The 16,284-nt window shown below is 38.3% G+C and carries 17 protein-coding genes and 5 riboswitches; of the genes, 10 read left to right on the top strand and 7 right to left on the bottom strand.

What is annotated here, in order from left to right; translation table 11 throughout:
* Positions 1–80: 80 nt before the first annotated feature.
* The 6 genes from MHB42_RS05630 to MHB42_RS05655 all read left to right on the top strand — a co-directional run bounded on the left by MHB42_RS05630 (position 81) and on the right by MHB42_RS05655 (position 7,138).
* Positions 81–1,007: a CAP domain-containing protein gene (locus MHB42_RS05630; protein ID WP_340804867.1), complete on the top strand. Its 927-nt coding sequence runs from the start codon at positions 81–83 to the stop codon at positions 1,005–1,007.
* A gap of 236 nt (positions 1,008–1,243) precedes the next feature.
* Positions 1,244–1,361: riboswitch (FMN riboswitch) on the top strand.
* Positions 1,362–1,444: 83 nt separating this feature from the next.
* Positions 1,445–1,562, top strand: a riboswitch (FMN riboswitch).
* 84 nt (positions 1,563–1,646) lie between these two features.
* A riboswitch (FMN riboswitch) is annotated at positions 1,647–1,764 on the top strand.
* Between the two features lie 84 nt (positions 1,765–1,848).
* Positions 1,849–1,966: riboswitch (FMN riboswitch) on the top strand.
* 84 nt (positions 1,967–2,050) lie between these two features.
* Positions 2,051–2,168, top strand: a riboswitch (FMN riboswitch).
* 96 nt (positions 2,169–2,264) lie between these two features.
* Positions 2,265–3,296 carry a bifunctional diaminohydroxyphosphoribosylaminopyrimidine deaminase/5-amino-6-(5-phosphoribosylamino)uracil reductase RibD gene (ribD, locus tag MHB42_RS05635; protein ID WP_340804869.1) on the top strand — a complete coding sequence of 344 codons (1,032 nt, stop codon included), beginning with the start codon at positions 2,265–2,267 and terminating at the stop codon, positions 3,294–3,296.
* A gap of 9 nt (positions 3,297–3,305) precedes the next feature.
* Positions 3,306–3,938, top strand: coding sequence for a riboflavin synthase (gene ribE / locus MHB42_RS05640; protein WP_340804871.1), 633 nt, complete (start codon positions 3,306–3,308; stop codon positions 3,936–3,938).
* Between the two features lie 12 nt (positions 3,939–3,950).
* Entirely contained in the window at positions 3,951–5,138 is a 1,188-nt protein-coding gene (locus MHB42_RS05645; protein ID WP_340804872.1) for a bifunctional 3,4-dihydroxy-2-butanone-4-phosphate synthase/GTP cyclohydrolase II, read from the top strand.
* A gap of 12 nt (positions 5,139–5,150) precedes the next feature.
* Positions 5,151–5,615 carry a 6,7-dimethyl-8-ribityllumazine synthase gene (gene ribH / locus MHB42_RS05650; protein WP_340804875.1) on the top strand — a complete coding sequence of 155 codons (465 nt, stop codon included), beginning with the start codon at positions 5,151–5,153 and terminating at the stop codon, positions 5,613–5,615.
* 449 nt (positions 5,616–6,064) lie between these two features.
* On the top strand, positions 6,065–7,138 hold the full coding sequence (locus MHB42_RS05655; protein ID WP_340804877.1) for a PQQ-dependent sugar dehydrogenase: 1,074 nt from the start codon (positions 6,065–6,067) through the stop codon (positions 7,136–7,138).
* Between the two features lie 136 nt (positions 7,139–7,274).
* Here the strand turns inward: MHB42_RS05655 and MHB42_RS05660 are convergent, their stop codons facing one another.
* From MHB42_RS05660 to MHB42_RS05670, 3 genes are read right to left on the bottom strand one after another with little or no spacing between them, the layout of a single operon-like run.
* Positions 7,275–7,970 carry a hypothetical protein gene (locus MHB42_RS05660; protein WP_340804878.1) on the bottom strand — a complete coding sequence of 232 codons (696 nt, stop codon included), beginning with the start codon at positions 7,968–7,970 and terminating at the stop codon, positions 7,275–7,277.
* A 60-nt stretch (positions 7,971–8,030) separates the two neighbouring features.
* Positions 8,031–8,330 carry a hypothetical protein gene (locus MHB42_RS05665; protein WP_340804880.1) on the bottom strand — a complete coding sequence of 100 codons (300 nt, stop codon included), beginning with the start codon at positions 8,328–8,330 and terminating at the stop codon, positions 8,031–8,033.
* Positions 8,331–8,332: 2 nt separating this feature from the next.
* Positions 8,333–8,746 carry an ATP-binding cassette domain-containing protein gene (locus tag MHB42_RS05670; RefSeq protein WP_340808541.1) on the bottom strand — a complete coding sequence of 138 codons (414 nt, stop codon included), beginning with the start codon at positions 8,744–8,746 and terminating at the stop codon, positions 8,333–8,335.
* Positions 8,747–9,172: 426 nt separating this feature from the next.
* Between MHB42_RS05670 and MHB42_RS05675 the strand changes: the two genes are divergently transcribed.
* Both MHB42_RS05675 and MHB42_RS05680 read left to right on the top strand, forming a co-directional pair.
* Positions 9,173–9,868: a hypothetical protein gene (locus tag MHB42_RS05675; RefSeq protein WP_340804881.1), complete on the top strand. Its 696-nt coding sequence runs from the start codon at positions 9,173–9,175 to the stop codon at positions 9,866–9,868.
* On the top strand, positions 9,852–11,927 hold the full coding sequence (locus MHB42_RS05680; protein WP_340804882.1) for an InlB B-repeat-containing protein: 2,076 nt from the start codon (positions 9,852–9,854) through the stop codon (positions 11,925–11,927). The genes MHB42_RS05675 and MHB42_RS05680 overlap by 17 nt, the downstream gene beginning before the upstream one ends.
* Positions 11,928–12,048: 121 nt before the next feature.
* Here MHB42_RS05680 and MHB42_RS05685 read toward each other — a convergent pair whose 3' ends face one another.
* On the bottom strand, positions 12,049–12,570 hold the full coding sequence (locus MHB42_RS05685) for a JAB domain-containing protein (RefSeq protein ID WP_340804884.1): 522 nt from the start codon (positions 12,568–12,570) through the stop codon (positions 12,049–12,051).
* A 462-nt stretch (positions 12,571–13,032) separates the two neighbouring features.
* Between MHB42_RS05685 and MHB42_RS05690 the strand changes: the two genes are divergently transcribed.
* Positions 13,033–13,701 (top strand): hypothetical protein, encoded by a 669-nt coding sequence (locus tag MHB42_RS05690; protein WP_340804885.1) that lies wholly within the window; start codon positions 13,033–13,035, stop codon positions 13,699–13,701.
* Between the two features lie 51 nt (positions 13,702–13,752).
* Here MHB42_RS05690 and MHB42_RS05695 read toward each other — a convergent pair whose 3' ends face one another.
* From MHB42_RS05695 to MHB42_RS05705, 3 genes are all read right to left on the bottom strand, one after another.
* The gene (locus MHB42_RS05695) at positions 13,753–14,079 is read right to left on the bottom strand and encodes a hypothetical protein (RefSeq protein ID WP_340804886.1); all 327 of its coding nucleotides are present in this window, start codon (positions 14,077–14,079) and stop codon (positions 13,753–13,755) included.
* Positions 14,080–14,148: 69 nt separating this feature from the next.
* On the bottom strand, positions 14,149–14,358 hold the full coding sequence (locus tag MHB42_RS05700) for a hypothetical protein (protein WP_340804887.1): 210 nt from the start codon (positions 14,356–14,358) through the stop codon (positions 14,149–14,151).
* A gap of 172 nt (positions 14,359–14,530) precedes the next feature.
* Positions 14,531–14,896, bottom strand: a complete 366-nt coding sequence (locus tag MHB42_RS05705; protein WP_327037041.1) for a BlaI/MecI/CopY family transcriptional regulator — start codon at positions 14,894–14,896, stop codon at positions 14,531–14,533.
* Between the two features lie 233 nt (positions 14,897–15,129).
* Between MHB42_RS05705 and MHB42_RS05710 the strand changes: the two genes are divergently transcribed.
* Entirely contained in the window at positions 15,130–16,266 is a 1,137-nt protein-coding gene (locus MHB42_RS05710; protein WP_340804888.1) for an ISL3 family transposase, read from the top strand.
* Positions 16,267–16,284 lie beyond the last annotated feature (18 nt).

Below are 16,284 nucleotides of genomic sequence, written 5' to 3' on the forward strand. Positions count from 1 at the left end.
ATTCGACTATAGATTCATAGAAAATTAAATAGTAAAATTAGGGTAAGAATAACTATAAATGGACAAGGAGGGTGTTACTTATGCTAAAAAAATGGTTCGCTATATTTGCGATAGTGTTACTAATATTTCCTGTCTTAACGCCTATAACGCATGCTAGTGCAAGTGGGGATACAGCGGTTGCAGCGATAAAAAAGTCGGTAATTCAGAAAAAGCCATATAGAACATTTGCATCAGAATATGATATGGAATGGGAAATGGCATCTAAAAACTATCGGCAATTTTATTTAGTTGGTCGTAAAAATAATAAAATTGTTGGTGGCTATGATACACGTAAAGGTCAGTCTTTGTTTGGCATTAAAATTGGTGAATCAAGCACAACTGTGACGAAAAAATATGGTACACCAGTGGACGCTATTTTAAAGGGTATGACTAAGTATACGAAATCTTATAAAGATGCGTATGGTCAAACAACACACGGTACATATCTTATTGATGGTAAATATGTAACATTTTTCTATGATGTACATGCTAAAAATACGGTTCGTTCGATTTTATGGGTAACGAAGGAAATAGAACTATCGAAAAATGGCTTCTACGCACAAGCATCCCAAGCACGTCAAAAAAGCTTTGAGGAATTAACAGTACATTTGATGAATCAAGCACGTGTATCAGAAGGCATAGCTGCACTTTCCTACGCATCACAGTATAATCAGATTGGTCGTCTTCATAGCCTTGATATGGTTACTAATCAGTATTTTGATCATACAAATCTGAAAGGGCAAGAGCCTTGGGATCGTATGAAGGCTGGCGGTATAGAATATTCCTATGCGGGTGAAAATATTGCATATGGTCAATATAGTGCTATTTATGCACATGAAGCACTAATGAACTCATTAGGACATCGTCAAAATATTTTACAGGCTAAATTTACGCATGCATTTGTAGGTGTACAATTCTCAAATAAAAATATTCCATACTACACAATTGGATTTTATACACCTAGGTAAATAAAGCACTGAACTTATTGAAAAAAGAAAGGGCTGAGAAGGAAAGTGCCTTGTTCTCATTCAATAGTTCAGTGCTTTTTTATTCTGTATGAATCAGTATAGGATGAAGGAAACTTTCACTAATTGAAGGCTTACTTTGTAAAGTTTAGAGCAGCAATAACTTTTTAGCTATAAAGTATTTTTAGAAAATGGCTAGATTTTTTTAATGATTGCTGTATAATTAGACGCAATATGAATAGTACCTTCGGGGTCGGGTGCAAATCCCAATCGGCGGTAAAGCCCGCGAGCTTAAATAAGCAGGATTCGGTGAAATTCCGAGGCCGACAGTAATAGTCTGGATGAGAGAAGGTAGGCAAAAAAGCGACAGAGATGTGGCTTTATTTGATGATGCTTATTTTGACCCCACAGTAGAATGTGAGGTCATTTTTAATTGAATAAAAGTCCTTCGGGGTCGGGTGCAAGTCCCAATCGGCGGTAAAGCCCGCGAGCTTAAATAAGCAGGATTCGGTGAAATTCCGAGGCCGGCAGTAATAGTCTGGATGAGAGAAGGTAGGCAAAAAAGCGACAGAGATGTGGCTTTATTTGACAATGCCAAAAATGACCCCGCAGTAGAATGTAGGGTCATTTTTTAATTGAATAAAAGTCCTTCGGGGTCGGGTGCAAGTCCCAATCGGCGGTAAAGCCCGCGAGCTTAAATAAGCAGGATTCGGTGAGATTCCGAAGCCGACAGTAATAGTCTGGATGAGAGAAGGTAGGCAAAAAAGCGACAGAGATGTGGCTTTATTTGACAATGCCAAAAATGACCCCGCAGTAGAATGTAGGGTCATTTTTTAATTGAATAAAAGTCCTTCGGGGTCGGGTGCAAGTCCCAATCGGCGGTAAAGCCCGCGAGCTTAAATAAGCAGGATTCGGTGAGATTCCGAGGCCGACAGTAATAGTCTGGATGAGAGAAGGTAGGCAAAAAAGCGACAGAGATGTGGCTTTATTTGACAATGCCAAAAATGACCCCGCAGTAGAATGTAGGGTCATTTTTTAATTGAATAAAAGTCCTTCGGGGTCGGGTGCAAGTCCCAATCGGCGGTAAAGCCCGCGAGCTTAAATAAGCAGGATTCGGTGAAATTCCGAAGCCGACAGTAACAGTCTGGATGAGAGAAGGTAGGCAAAAAGCTAGCAATTATGCTGGTTTATTTAGTGATGCCTTTTCCGTAAAAGCCCCTTATTTTAAGGTGGCTTTTTATTTTTAAAGGAGGTGAGGAAATGAATGACAAACAAATTATGCAATTTGCTATAGATTTGGCGAAATCAGGAAGCAATCAAACCGCTCCCAATCCATTAGTGGGCTGTGTTATTACAAAAGATCAGGAGATTATAGGCTTTGGAGCACATCTTAAGGCAGGTGAGGCACATGCAGAAATCAATGCGTTAAAAATTGCAGGTGAGAAAGCGCAAGGGGCAACTGTGTATGTCACGCTTGAGCCTTGTAGCCATATTGGACAAACTGGTCCCTGTGTAGAGGCACTTATTCAAGCACAGGTAACACATGTTTTTATTGCCACGCTTGATCCGAATCCACTTGTTGCTGGACGAGGTGTCCAAAGGTTAGAGGAGGCAGGTATTACAGTAAGTGTGGGATTATGTGAGCATGAAGCAAGAGCATTAAATGAAGCATTTTTCTACTATATCTCACAGCGCTTACCCTATGTGACATTAAAGCAAGCTATTTCATTAGATGGCAAAATTACTGCTGAAAAGGGGAAGCAAACAGCCATTACAGGTCGACAAGTTCAAGAAGATGTTCATAATGCGCGTGCAGTGCATGATGCTATTTTAGTTGGCTCAAACACTGTTTGTATAGATGATCCAAGTTTAACAAATCGGTTAGGTACATCAATGAAGCAGCCGATTCGAGTTGTGATTGATCGAGAGGGGAAAGTTCCAAGTTCGGCGAAAGTATTGAATGACAATATAGCTCCAACATGGCTTTTTACAGCAAAGCCACGTTATTTTGCAGGAGTTCGTACATTTGTAATAGCAGATTGCTCCTTGCGCAATATTTTAAGAATACTGGCAGCTGAAGGCATTATGACAGTATATGTTGAAGCTGGCTGTCAAATGGCAGATGCCTTTTTACAGCAACGGCTTGTCCAAAAAATGATAGTGTATATCGCTCCGAAATTATTGGGCGCTGAGGCACTTTCAATGGCAACAGAGGCTTTAGCAGGAGCATTTACTTTTACTGAAGTTGAAAAAATAGGTGAGGATATTAAATTAACGCTAACAATGAAATGAGGTGAGCATTTGTTTACAGGAATTATTGAGGAGCTTGGGACGATTAAGCAAATGGCAAAAGGGCAAGAATCCATTGCTTTGACGATTGGTGTTCAAAAGATTACGCACGATTTAAAAATCGGCGATAGCATTGCTGTTAATGGCGTATGTTTAACGGTAACAAGCTTTACGAATATGCAATTTACAGCTGATGTAATGCCAGAAACAATACGTGCAACAGCCCTTTCACAATTACAAATAGGTGCTACGGTTAACATAGAGCGTGCGATGAGTGCCAATGGTCGATTTGGTGGACATTTTGTATCGGGACATATTGATGAAGTAGGCACGATTTTGCGTAAACGTCCGTTTGCCAATGCAGTTTATTTTGATATAAGAGTTTCTCAAGAGGCAAGTGCGTTATGCATACCCCGTGGCTCAATTGCAATTGATGGTATTAGTTTAACGATTTTTGGGTTACAAAAGGAGCTTGTGACAGTATCTATTATTCCTCATACAATCCATGAAACAACACTGGGCTTTAAGCGGGAAGGGGACCTTGTAAATATCGAAACAGATGTGCTAGGAAAGTATATTGCGAAACAGCTACAGGCAAAATCAACAACATTAACGGCAGAGTTTTTACAACAACATGGATTTTAAAGGTGGGATAGTATGTTTAACACAATTGAAGAAGCACTAGCTGACTTAAAGCAGGGAAAAGTAATTATTGTTGTCGATGATGAGAATCGCGAAAATGAAGGAGATTTTGTTGTATTAGCGGAATATGCAACACCAGAGGTTATTAATTTTATGGCTACATATGGAAAAGGGCTAATTTGTACCCCTGTTAGTACACAAATAGCGCAATTGCTAAAGCTAGCGCCAATGGTTCAGCATAATACTGATCATCATCAAACTGCCTTTACAGTAAGCATTGATCATATTGATACAACTACAGGGATTAGTGCATTTCAACGGGCATTAACGATTGAAAAAATGCTGGATGAACATGCACAGCCATTGCATTTTCGCCGCCCGGGGCATATTTTTCCATTAATTGCACAGGACAATGGCGTTCTTGCAAGACCTGGACATACAGAAGCAGCTGTTGATTTAGCCATGCTTTGTGGCAGTAAGCAAGCGGGTGTTATTTGCGAAATTATGAATGAGGACGGTACGATGGCTCGTCTACCGCAATTAAAAGAGCTTGCTCAACGCTTTCAAATGAAGCTTATAACAATTGAAAGCTTAATCCATTATCGCCTTGCAACAGAGCAAATTATCTCACGCGAAGCGAGCATTCAATTACCATCTCATTATGGTGACTTTACAATGATTGGCTACGCGAACGCTATTGATGCTAAGGAGCATGTTGCCATTATTAAAGGGGATTTACAGCATGTCACAGCACCACTTATTCGTATTCACTCAGAATGCTTAACAGGTGATGTTTTTGGCTCCAAACGCTGTGATTGCGGTGCGCAGCTACAAACAGCGCTTGCTACGATTGAGCAGGAAGGGGTAGGGGCAGTTCTTTATATGCGACAGGAAGGACGAGGTATAGGCTTATTCAATAAACTAAAAGCCTATGAATTACAGGAGCAAGGCTACGATACAGTAGAGGCAAATGAAATGCTTGGCTATGCGAGTGAGCTGCGTGATTACAGCTTATGTGCACAAATGCTAAAAGATTTAGGTGTCACATCTATTCGTTTAATGACGAACAATCCTGATAAAGTAGCACAGCTTGAACGATATGGTATTACAGTGGTGGAGCGTGTACCACTTATCGCTGGTTTAGTAGCAGAAAATGCTCATTATATGGATACAAAAAAAGAAAAAATGGCGCATTTATTATAGGAGGAATGAAGTATGGTTAAAACATTGGAAGCACAGCTGGTAGGTACTGGATTAACAATAGGGATTGTTGTTGGACGTTTTAATGAGTTTATTAATGATAAATTATTGGCAGGTGCCATTGATGGCTTAAAGCGTCACGGTGTAGAGGACGATGCTATTGAAGTTGCTTGGGTGCCGGGCGCATTTGAAGTGCCCTTTATAGCGAAAAAAATGGCAGAGTCTAAAAAATATGATGCTGTTATTGGGCTTGGTACGGTTATCCGTGGAGCAACAACACACTATGATTATGTATGTAATGAATCAGCAAAAGGTATTGCTAACGTAGGCTTACAAACAGGTGTACCAACGATTTTTGGCATTGTCACAACAGAAACGATTGAGCAAGCCATCGAGCGAGCTGGTACAAAGGCAGGCAATAAAGGCTATGATGCTGCTATTGCTGCTATTGAGATGGCAAATTTAACGAAAATGTTATAGCTATTAGCTCATAGTTTAGAGAGAAACCCCAGCTTCATGAATGGAGCTTCTCCTACCTATAGAAAAATACGCTCTTGTAAATTATAAAAAATGTTTGCTGAACTTGAAAACACAGCCTTTAGCATAAGGTTAAATGGTTGAAAGCAAAGCTCACTACTAATATTGCCTGATGCTCTTCTTCTGTAAGATTTGTTCATTGTCTTAATCATGTAGGCTACGATCAATGCAATGGATTAGCTGTAGCAGACATAGGCTCTTGCGTTGCCACTACAAGAATATAGCATATGGTCTGCTTTCTATGCTTATTTGCTATAGATATTTATTCGATATAGGTATTTGCTAACCTTACCATCCCATTCTATAATCGCCTTAAGAGAGGTTTGGTAGGATGATTGTAGCATTGATTTAGGATATAGTAGAAAAAATTGAAAAGCTTAGGGAGGATAACGATGAAAAAGACATTAGCACTCTACTTGCTGATAATCGCTTTACTCGTAGGTTGTTCTGCAAATACGCCACAAGCAAATGATACAGAAAAGGAGCAACAGCTATCTGATGAGAAGATAGAGGTGATTGCAGAAAATTTAGATGCACCTTGGTCCATTCATAAAATCGACAATACATTTTATCTAACAGAGAGATCAGGTAGTATTGTCAAAATAGAGGGAGAAAAAGTACAACGACAAAGTGTAAAGCTTGACAAAGAGCTATCAACAGCATCAGAGGCGGGGCTGCTTGGCTTTGTTGTAGCACCAGATTTTTTAACGTCCAATAAAGCGTATGCGTACTATACGTATGAAGATGCTGACGGTCAATTTAATCGCATTGTTACGTTACAGCTTGAGGATAATAGGTGGATAGAAGAAAGCGTGCTTGTAGATCAAATTCCAAGTGGTACTTATCATCATGGAGGAAGATTGAAAATAGGACCAGATGAAAAGCTTTATGCAACAACGGGAGATGCATCTAATCGCGATATTGCACAAAATCTTGCATCATTAGGTGGGAAAATTTTAAGAATGAATTTGGATGGAACCATTCCAAGTGATAATCCTATTCCAGAATCCTTTATTTATAGCTATGGACACCGCAACCCTCAAGGGCTTACTTGGTCAACAGATGAAACAATGTATGCAAGTGAACATGGAAACCAGGCGAATGATGAGGTTAATGTAATTCATGCGGGTCAAAATTACGGCTGGCCGATTATTGAAGGCAAGGAGGCACAAGAAAATTTAATTGCACCACTGTTTACTTCAGGAAGCGATACAACTTGGGCACCATCTGGTATGGCTTATTATAATGGTCATTTATATGTAGCGGCATTAAGAGGGACAGCCGTCCTACAATTTAATTTAGATACGAAAGAAATACATAAGGTCATCACGAACTTAGGTAGAATTCGGGATGTCTTGATTGAAGATGACTTTCTTTATTTTATTAGCAATAATTCGGATGGTCGGGGAAATCCACAAGAGCATGATGATAAGCTCTATCGTATTCCACTGTCTGCATTGGAGTAATAATAAGGCTGAGGCATCAAAATATTGCCCTAGCCACAGAGTAGCAGCAAGCTAAAATCTAAAAAAATTGGGTTTATAGCAACCTAATTTAAATATAATAGACAAAATCGAAAAAATCGACTTTGTCTATTATTTTTTATGCAGGATTTACCGAAACTTTACGCATACTGGCTGCAATAATAAGATACAGTAAGATGCTAAAAAGAAGTAGCCCGCTAATAAGTGTTGCAATGGATGATGCTGTTAGGAAGTCAAACAATGGGGAATACCACTCGAAAATCACCATTAAAATCGGAATAAACGCAAGCAAGCCAAGAAAACTATAGCCGCCTAATATCCCTAAACGATAAAACACAACATTTAAAAGAAGACCAGAGCTAAGGCAGAATAATAGTAAAACAGTATCCAAAGCCATCATTTGTAAAAATGAAGGGGATGTACCAAAAAATAAAATTGGATGGATAATAAGTACATCTTTGACATGTAATAAGCTTGAAACGTAAGAAATAATTTTATGTGCACAAGCAATGATAAACACACCTATAAGGCTCCAGCTAATAAAAAATAGTCCAATATTCAACATATATTGCTGGCGGCTAACATCAAGCTTTAAAAAATAAGGTAAAGTTTTATTTAAAAACTTAGCTGCCATTGAACTATAGAAAATATAGACGGGAATGGATATCGTCATAGCAAATGTTACATATTGACCAAAAAATGCATCTATAAAAAATGCCAATAGTATAATGGAACATAAAATGCCCCAAAAAATAATAATATTTTTCTTATAGCTTTGAATGAGAATATAAAAGCTACCCTTTAATGTTGTCATTTTCCTGACCTCGCCTTCTGTTTACTTAAATACACCAGCATATCTTGTAGAGAAACCGATTCAAGCTTGACATTTTGTATGGACAATTGCAACCATTTCTTGCATAAACATATGTTGATGGATAATGGCTAATTCACCAATGGCCGCTACAACATCAGTAGCATTAACCTTAACCGCAACAATATGCTGATACCATTCATCAGCCGTTTTTTGAAGTAATAGCTGCCCTTCTTGTAAAATAAAAAATTCCTCAAATAATTCACTAGCTTCGTCAGTTAAATGTGTCGATAAAATATATAATCGTGGATTATCAATTTGCTGGTCGATTAGCAAATCATAAAACATACTACGTGCTGCCACATCTAAGCCAATATAGGGCTAATGGCTGCATTGCTTGCAAAGCCTGTAATAATGCCAAGTGCAGATACCATACCCTTTGATAGGCTCCGCACTTTATCCTTTGGATTTAGCGCAAATGCTTGCAGCAATTCATGTGCAAGCTCCTCATCCCATTTTGGATAGAAAAAGCTGTTTGCCTTTAATGCTTGCGCAATGGTCATATCTTCTTGAAAGTTGCCGCTCTCAGCGATAAAGTAAATATCACGTAAAGTAGAAGGGGCGTTGAAAACATTGTCCCCATTGACTAAAATTGTGCCGTTTGTTGGGGCAATAAGTCCTGCTAAAAGATTTAAAAAGGTCGTTTTACCAGCGCCATTCGGAGCATGTACATATAGACAACCGTTTGAAACCCTTGATATACAAGGCTTTATAGAAATCTAAAGACAATTAAACACATCTATAATCACACCTAAAACATCATTTGAAAGATATTTTATCGACAGATGGCGTTTTTAAATGGGCATTTTCTTTGACCAAACAAAATGAATAGACGTAGATTGTTCTGAGAAACCATGAATTGGAAGCACAAATAATAGAATGGGTGACTGACTATTTCGTTTTGCCTGACACAGAGATAACGAACTTTCCGTTTTTCCTTTTTAATAGCTACCCTACTATTTTATTTTGAGAACAGTCTTATATGTATTGAGCTAAGTTAATCAACCTTTTTTAGATTAATTTTTATTGTTTAACCTAATTTTAACCTTCGCTCTGTATAATTTATCCACGTAAAACAAAATCAATGGAAAGGAACCATGCACATGCAACGAAAAACCAAACAACCCCTTGCTTTTCTAGCAATAATGGTCTTATTCATGCAAATGCTATTTGGTAGTCTACCAGTAATGGCGATAGATGAGAATAATACAATAAGCTCTATCGTCACACAAATACCTACGACCTCCGCAGATAGTGCAGCCATCACACAACAGACAACGACAGCGGATAGTGCGGTGATTTATGTGAAACAAGGAGCAAGTGGAGATGGTACAAGCTGGGCAAATGCCTTTGGCGATTTACAGTCAGCACTTGACGAAGCATCCACTAAATTAACAGCAGGAGCAACAACTGTACAAATTTGGCTGGCACAAGGGACGTATATACCATCGGAAAAAGTTGGTGGAACAACAGACCGTTATAATACCTTCCAAATGCAAAATAATGTTGCGATTTACGGGGGCTTTAATGGCACAGAAACCACTGTTACAGAACGAGATTGGAAGAATCATAAAACGATGTTAAGTGGGGATATTGATAATACCCCAACGGATAATACAGGAAATGCTTATCGTGTCTTTTATCATCCATCTGGCTTGAATTTAAATGATACGGCGATTTTAGATGGTGTAACCATTACAGGAGGAAATGCGGATCATCCAGATACTCCAGAAAGGAATGGGGGCGGTATGTACAATGCTAATAGTAGCCCTTCACTTACGAATGTGATATTCAGTAGCAATACCGCATCTTATTATGGAGGGCATGTACAATACTTATAGTAGCCCCTCTCTCACAAATGTGATGTTCAGTAGCAATGCCGCATTATCTTATGGAGGTGGCATGTATAATGCTAATAGTAACCCTTCTCTCACGAATGTGACGTTTAGTAACAATACCGTATCTTCTGTCCTCAGCGGTGGCGGGGGCATGTACAATGCTAATAGTAGCCCCTCTCTCACGAATGTGATGTTCAGTAGCAATACCGCATCTTATAGCGTAGGTGGGGGCATGTACAATGTTAATAGTAGCCCCTCTCTCACAAATGTGACGTTTGATCGCAATGCCGCAGCTTTTGGAGGGGGCATGTACAATTCCTATAGTAGTAGCCCCACCCTAACAAACGTCACAATGATTGGCAATAAAGGCACAAACGCTATTTATGGCGGCAGTGCAAACAGTAAAATTCACAATAGTATTATCGTAGGTAATGCTGGCAACCCAGCACTTGCTAACTATAGTGGTACGATTGAAAATAGCTTATTGGATGTAGAAGAAAATGGGCAGGTGCTAGCCAAATTTCATCAGTCAACAACGGATATACAACCTGATACGTACACACCAGACGCTATTTTCATTGACCCAAATCAGCAAGATTATCAACTACGAGCAGGGTCGCCCGCGATTAATAAAGGAAACAATGCGCTCAATACACAATCGACTGACCTTTTAGGCAACCCACGTAGGCAAGGTAGCTTCATCGATTTAGGCGCGTATGAATCGGAATTCGCTTACCATGTAATGTATGAAGCAAATGGCGCAACAGGTGATATACCTGTTGATAAACTGACTTATAAACAAGGCGGTGCTGTAAACATACAAAATCGTGGCAACTTAGCAAGAACAGGTTTTACATTTACAGGCTGGAATACACAAGCAGATGGTCAAGGACAGGACTATGCTGAAAATGCCTCTTTCACAATGAACGCACAAAATCAGACATTCTATGCAAAATGGACAACAAACCCAACCTATACAGTGACCTACGATAAAAATGGCGCAACAGGCGGTACTGTGCCAAAAGACAATGGAGTCTACGAAGAAAATGACCATGTAACCGTACAAGGCAATAGCGGTCAGCTCGTCAGAACAGGCTATATATTCAAGGGTTGGAACACGCAAGCAGATGGTAAAGGAACATCCTATGCTGAAAATGCAACATTTCTAATGGGAAAAACCAATGTGACACTGTATGCCGAGTGGACAGCGAACCCACCCGCAACAGGCGGAGGCAGTAATCCACCATCTGTATCGAATGGCAACGACTACTCACCACCAACAAAAGTAACCATCACCTTGCAGACGAATGGTGGCACAGCTTTACAACCAATCGAAATACCCTACAACACAAAAATAAGTGATATACCTCGCCCAACAAGAGAAGGTTATCGTTTTGACGGTTGGTATCAAGATGAAGCACTGACAAAGCCATGGGCAGAGGAAACGATTGTGCGAGAAAATATCTCGCTTTACGCAAAATGGACAGCATTATCTGTGGAAGAGCCAAAGCAGCCACAAGAACCGCCATTACCAAAGCCAAACGTGACATTTCGTGATGTAGAAAGACATTGGGCAAAAGATATGATTGAGGAACTAGCAGCACTAGGCATTATTCAAGGCTATGAGGATGGGTCTTTTCGTCCAAACGCACCGATTAGTCGTATGCATGTGGCAGTGTTATTGACGAGAGCCTTTTCACTCGAAACAGTAAGAACCGCTGAGGATTTCTCAGATGTACCTAAAAATCATCCTTACTATGAGGCGATTGCGATATTACAACAAGCAGGCATTGTAGATGGGGCAAATGGTGCGTTCCTCCCAGCAGAAAATATGACAAGAGCACAATTAGCGAAAGTCCTTGTGGGCGTACTAGGGCTAACACCACAAGGCACAAGTTCATTTAAAGATGTAGATAGCCAACATTGGAGTGCAGGCTATATTGCGGTGTTAGAGCGTGAAGGCATTGCATTAGGCGATAATGGCAATTTCCGCCTAAATGAACCTGTTACAAGAGCGCAGTTTGTTGCCTTTTTATATCGGATTATGCGAATAGAAAAATAACCATTTCATAAGAAAACCTGAATAATTATCGTCACATGTTCATGGAGGAGGATGGCATGAACATGTGCCGTATTTTCACTTGTTAAGCATTTTCAATCAAGTGAAAAGATTGTTTATTTGTCTAGTAGAAGTAGCTTTTTTCTTTTAGCGAGATAAACTGATTACTTGTCACGATTAAATGGTCGAGTAATTCCACCCCTATTATTTCCCCTGCTTGTTGCAAGCGTTCTGTCACTACTTCATCCTCTGGACTTGGCGTACAATTGGAACGCACATGATTATGTGCCACGATGATAGACGCCGCATTTTGCATTATTGCTGTTTTAAAGACTTCTCTTGGTGATACAAGGTTCATATCGAGTGTACCTATGTGACAGCGATGCAAAGATAACAATTCATTTTGAGTAGACAGACAAGCCACTAAAAATATTTCTCTCCCCTCATCACTCATAAACTTGATAGCACTACTCGCAAAATCTTCTGGACTTCTTACCGTATGCTGATTTAACTGCTCAGCAAGGTATTTCTTTGGTAACTTGCGTCTTTCTGCCCTTAATCGAATGATTTCATAGATAGGTTGGAATAATTGTTTTCTGTCATTTTCTTTCCCTCCACGAATTTTTTCGATTGCTTGAAGCCGCAATCTCGAAGTCGGAAGGCTGAATTTTTTCCGATTTCTTGGTAGACCACAGAAATTCGGCATCCACTACATGGCAAGAAATTGTGGAACAATAACTCAAAAATTTTTGTGGCGATAGCCTGTTGACAAAAAATTTTGATGGTTCTTGCCATGTAGTGGGTGAAACTTAGAAAAGGACGTGTTAGGCAGAATCTGACATGTTCTTTTCTTAGTTGAACTGCCGAATTTACAGTGGCGAAAGAAATCGAATAAATTCTCATAATAAAAGGAATGCTTGACGCATTCCTCTCATCTTTTCTTTTTTTGCATAAATGATTTACTATCAATGTATTTAATAATTATATTAGGATGTGTCTAAAATGTTACAGAAAACAAAAAAACTTTTTATCACTTCATAATTTTACAAAATTCGACATATAAGCGATTATATAATACATATAATTACATTAAAGGAGGAAATATAACATGAAGAAAAAAATATCCATTTTATTAGCGGTATTGATGTTAACAATCTTCACTTTTTTACCTATTTCTGGACTTGCTAAAACATCAGATAACCTTAGCCAGCAAGAAATAGAGAGCATCTTAGAAAATGAAGGTATATTATCAACAACAAATAGAGTTACTACTCTTGAAGAATTGGAGATAATAGACAATTACTTTGAAGAAAATGCTAATGCAAAAGTTGAAAACATTGAAGAGGTATTAAAAAAATTAGATTTAGAAGATGTTGAAGTAATACCTGCCGAAGAAATCGAGCCGTTAATAAATGCTACTAGTATTCAACCATTTTTACCTAACGCTGGTATGGTAATGTTCCGTAATGTTAGCCATTCTGATACACTTTTCTATGCTACACTGTACGCTAGAAATATTGGTGTAGATAGCATTGACCAAATAGGTGGCAATCTTTATGGTTATGCAATATTACCAAATACGAATTATTATACACCAGTTGTTAAACAATTTTTTAATGAAACAAGTATCAAACCATTTATAGACAGAAAAATAGGAGATTACAATATTCCTCACTACAAAAATAAAGCCTCATTTATGGCTGAATATGTAGTAAGAGATGGAAGCAAAACTGTTACGCCTACCCCTGCTGGTGTTACCTTCCTTGGTATAAAATAAATAATGTTAATAAAACATCTTATGAACTATTCATTCATAAGATGTTTTATATTATTTTGGAAGTTTAAAAAAACCAGTGTCTTTTATTTCGTAGTGTGTAGAATTTTTAACCGTTTCAAAAGAATAAAACATAAAATTACCCTCTGCAAAATCTATAAAAAAAGTTGTGTTTTCAAAATTATTCAATACATTATTAAAAAACTCAATACGATTAAAATTTTCTTCTAATTTAAATACCTCTAGTGTTTTTTCTAATGATTCTCTTAAAGCAACTCTATCAGTAACCTCTATTTTTTGCACAAATCCTTCTATGTTTCTAGGTCTACTTTCTAATATTTCTGTAATTTCACTTTCACTCAAATATTTAGAATCGCTCATAAATCTCTTGAATACCTCCTTATTCTATATATTTGTGTATTGCAAAATAAAAGTGCAGAGTATTGCAATCTAACTTGGCGTTGTGACTTTACTTGGAGTGGTAGGCATATGATAGCCTTGTTCGGCAAAGCCAGCCATTGATATAGCTAGCTTTTTAGCTTGGTACTCATAACCACAGAGGCTCCATGTCAAGTTAAAACATTGTGTAATTGCAATACTATGTATTTTTTCTTTGCAAATACATATTCCTAATTTATCATTAATTTCTAAATTATTCAATAAATATTATTGTTAAATAACTTGTGAAATATACCATTTATTAAAGCTATTCTATTAATTATTTCACCTTAAGAAAATGGTGGATTTAGGATGACCAAGAAAATTTAACTATTACGAAAACGCAGGCAAAATAGTGATAATATGAGAAGTGCCCTATAGTCCTATCATTAACCTATCTATTCACCTGCTTCTCTGAAAGCCATTGTTCCAATTCATCATCTACTACTCTCTCACCGTAGAGTGTCGTTAAAAAGGTTTTCACAGACCCTTGATACATTGTATCTAATATACTTTTAGCTTCCCTTTTCTTGTATTCTCTAAATGTTATACAAGGGCTATAATGATTCATGCGCCATTTTCCTCTTGTTACAGATAATAATCCTTTATCAACTAATTGAGATAAAAAGGTATTGATGGTTTGTCCTTTCCAAGCTTTTTCTACAAAGATTTCTAATAATTCACTTGATGTAACAGAACGATTCAGTTCCCAAATGATTTGCATAATTTCCATTTCGGTATTCGTTAATTTATGGAACACAGACAAATAATTCACCTCTTTTCTATGAACCCTTTATTTTATAAACTTCAATGATATGGTAAATATTACTATAACTTCATAGTTTTGGTTCTTCACCATAACTTGTGGTTGACTTCCTATTAATTCAATAATTTCATATTTTCTATAGAAGAAAAGCGAAAACTCACGTATCGTAATTGTTGTCGAAACAAACCACGAGAGGAGTTTTCGCTTTGTACTCCAAGTTTATCAAAATGCTATTACCGTTACCATCTTTTTTCGAAGTTTCTTTTCCATCTGACGAAGAACCAAATGTATTTCCTGCTACTGTAGGTGCTTATTCAGTGCCATGTCCAATTTGCCAAGGGAAAACGATTCGTCATGCGCAAACATTACGTCGTTTTCGTCATGGCTATGCTTGGCACCTCGGATTTATTTGGATTGAGATGGCGATTCCACGTCATCGTTGTGTTGCTTGCGACCTCACATTTACCTATGACTTCGGTTTAGGAATTATCCAAGCGTCTTCAGCTATGTTTCGTAAAGAACTTGTAAGGCGTTGCCACGGGCGTTCCATTGCTGATGTGGCACGTGAATATGAACTGCCCTACACGACGGTTGAGCGTTGGTATTACTTGCTGGCAGCTAATGAATTAACGGATGAAATCGCCACTACTATTTGTGTAGACGAGTTCGCTTTGCGCAAAGGACATCATTATGCGACCAGTGTTTTAAATGCCGACTCAGGTCGTATTTTGGCAATTGTTCCTCATCGAAATCAGGACGCTATTACCACTGCTTTACAAAAAGTAACAGGTCCAATTCGTGCGGTGGTCAGTGATTTCGCTCCAGCGATGGCGAATGCGATACAAGCCGTTTATCCCACTGCGATTCATGTGCTGGATCGCTTTCATCTCGTGCAATTTTTCACCGATGCCCAGCAGCGAAGACGCCGGTATTTAGGAGAAGCCAAAAAGCATCATCAATCGCGATTCATTGACCGTTGTTTGGCACGAAAACCTGAACAATTAACGGATGAAGAACGTGGATTTGTTGCACAGTGGCATCAGGAAGATTTGCCTACAAAATACATTTATCAAGCATTGAATCATATGCGTTATGTACTAAAAGCAACAACGATGACACAAGCAAAACGACGATTAACAGAATGGTTTAAACGGTATCAATTTCATCTTTGTAGTGCCGTTTCTAAAATCGCAAAAACATTGAGTACACGTGAAAAAGCATTGCTAGATACCATTATTTCACCGCTATCAAATGGCATGATGGAAGGAACGAATAATAAAATTAAACTTATTAAAAGACGTGGTTTTGGCTATCGAAATGAAAACCGTTTATTTCTTCGTTTACGTTTAGAAATAGGTCACTGATTTTGTCACCCACGGCTT

The organism is Lysinibacillus sp. FSL K6-0232, assembly GCF_038008325.1.
GTDB lineage: Bacteria > Bacillota > Bacilli > Bacillales_A > Planococcaceae > Lysinibacillus.

Bases quoted from the DNA above. Each gene is read 5' to 3' on its own strand.
- MHB42_RS05630 (WP_340804867.1), top strand. From the start codon at position 81: ATGCTAAAAAAATGGTTCGCTATATTTGCGATAGTGTTACTAATATTT.
- ribD (WP_340804869.1), top strand. From the start codon at position 2,265: ATGAATGACAAACAAATTATGCAATTTGCTATAGATTTGGCGAAATCA.
- MHB42_RS05645 (WP_340804872.1), top strand. From the start codon at position 3,951: ATGTTTAACACAATTGAAGAAGCACTAGCTGACTTAAAGCAGGGAAAA.
- ribH (WP_340804875.1), top strand. From the start codon at position 5,151: ATGGTTAAAACATTGGAAGCACAGCTGGTAGGTACTGGATTAACAATA.
- MHB42_RS05655 (WP_340804877.1), top strand. From the start codon at position 6,065: ATGAAAAAGACATTAGCACTCTACTTGCTGATAATCGCTTTACTCGTA.
- MHB42_RS05660 (WP_340804878.1), bottom strand. From the start codon at position 7,970: ATGACAACATTAAAGGGTAGCTTTTATATTCTCATTCAAAGCTATAAG.
- MHB42_RS05675 (WP_340804881.1), top strand. From the start codon at position 9,173: ATGGTCTTATTCATGCAAATGCTATTTGGTAGTCTACCAGTAATGGCG.
- MHB42_RS05680 (WP_340804882.1), top strand. From the start codon at position 9,852: ATGTACAATACTTATAGTAGCCCCTCTCTCACAAATGTGATGTTCAGT.
- MHB42_RS05690 (WP_340804885.1), top strand. From the start codon at position 13,033: ATGAAGAAAAAAATATCCATTTTATTAGCGGTATTGATGTTAACAATC.
- MHB42_RS05695 (WP_340804886.1), bottom strand. From the start codon at position 14,079: ATGAGCGATTCTAAATATTTGAGTGAAAGTGAAATTACAGAAATATTA.
- MHB42_RS05710 (WP_340804888.1), top strand. From the start codon at position 15,130: ATGCTATTACCGTTACCATCTTTTTTCGAAGTTTCTTTTCCATCTGAC.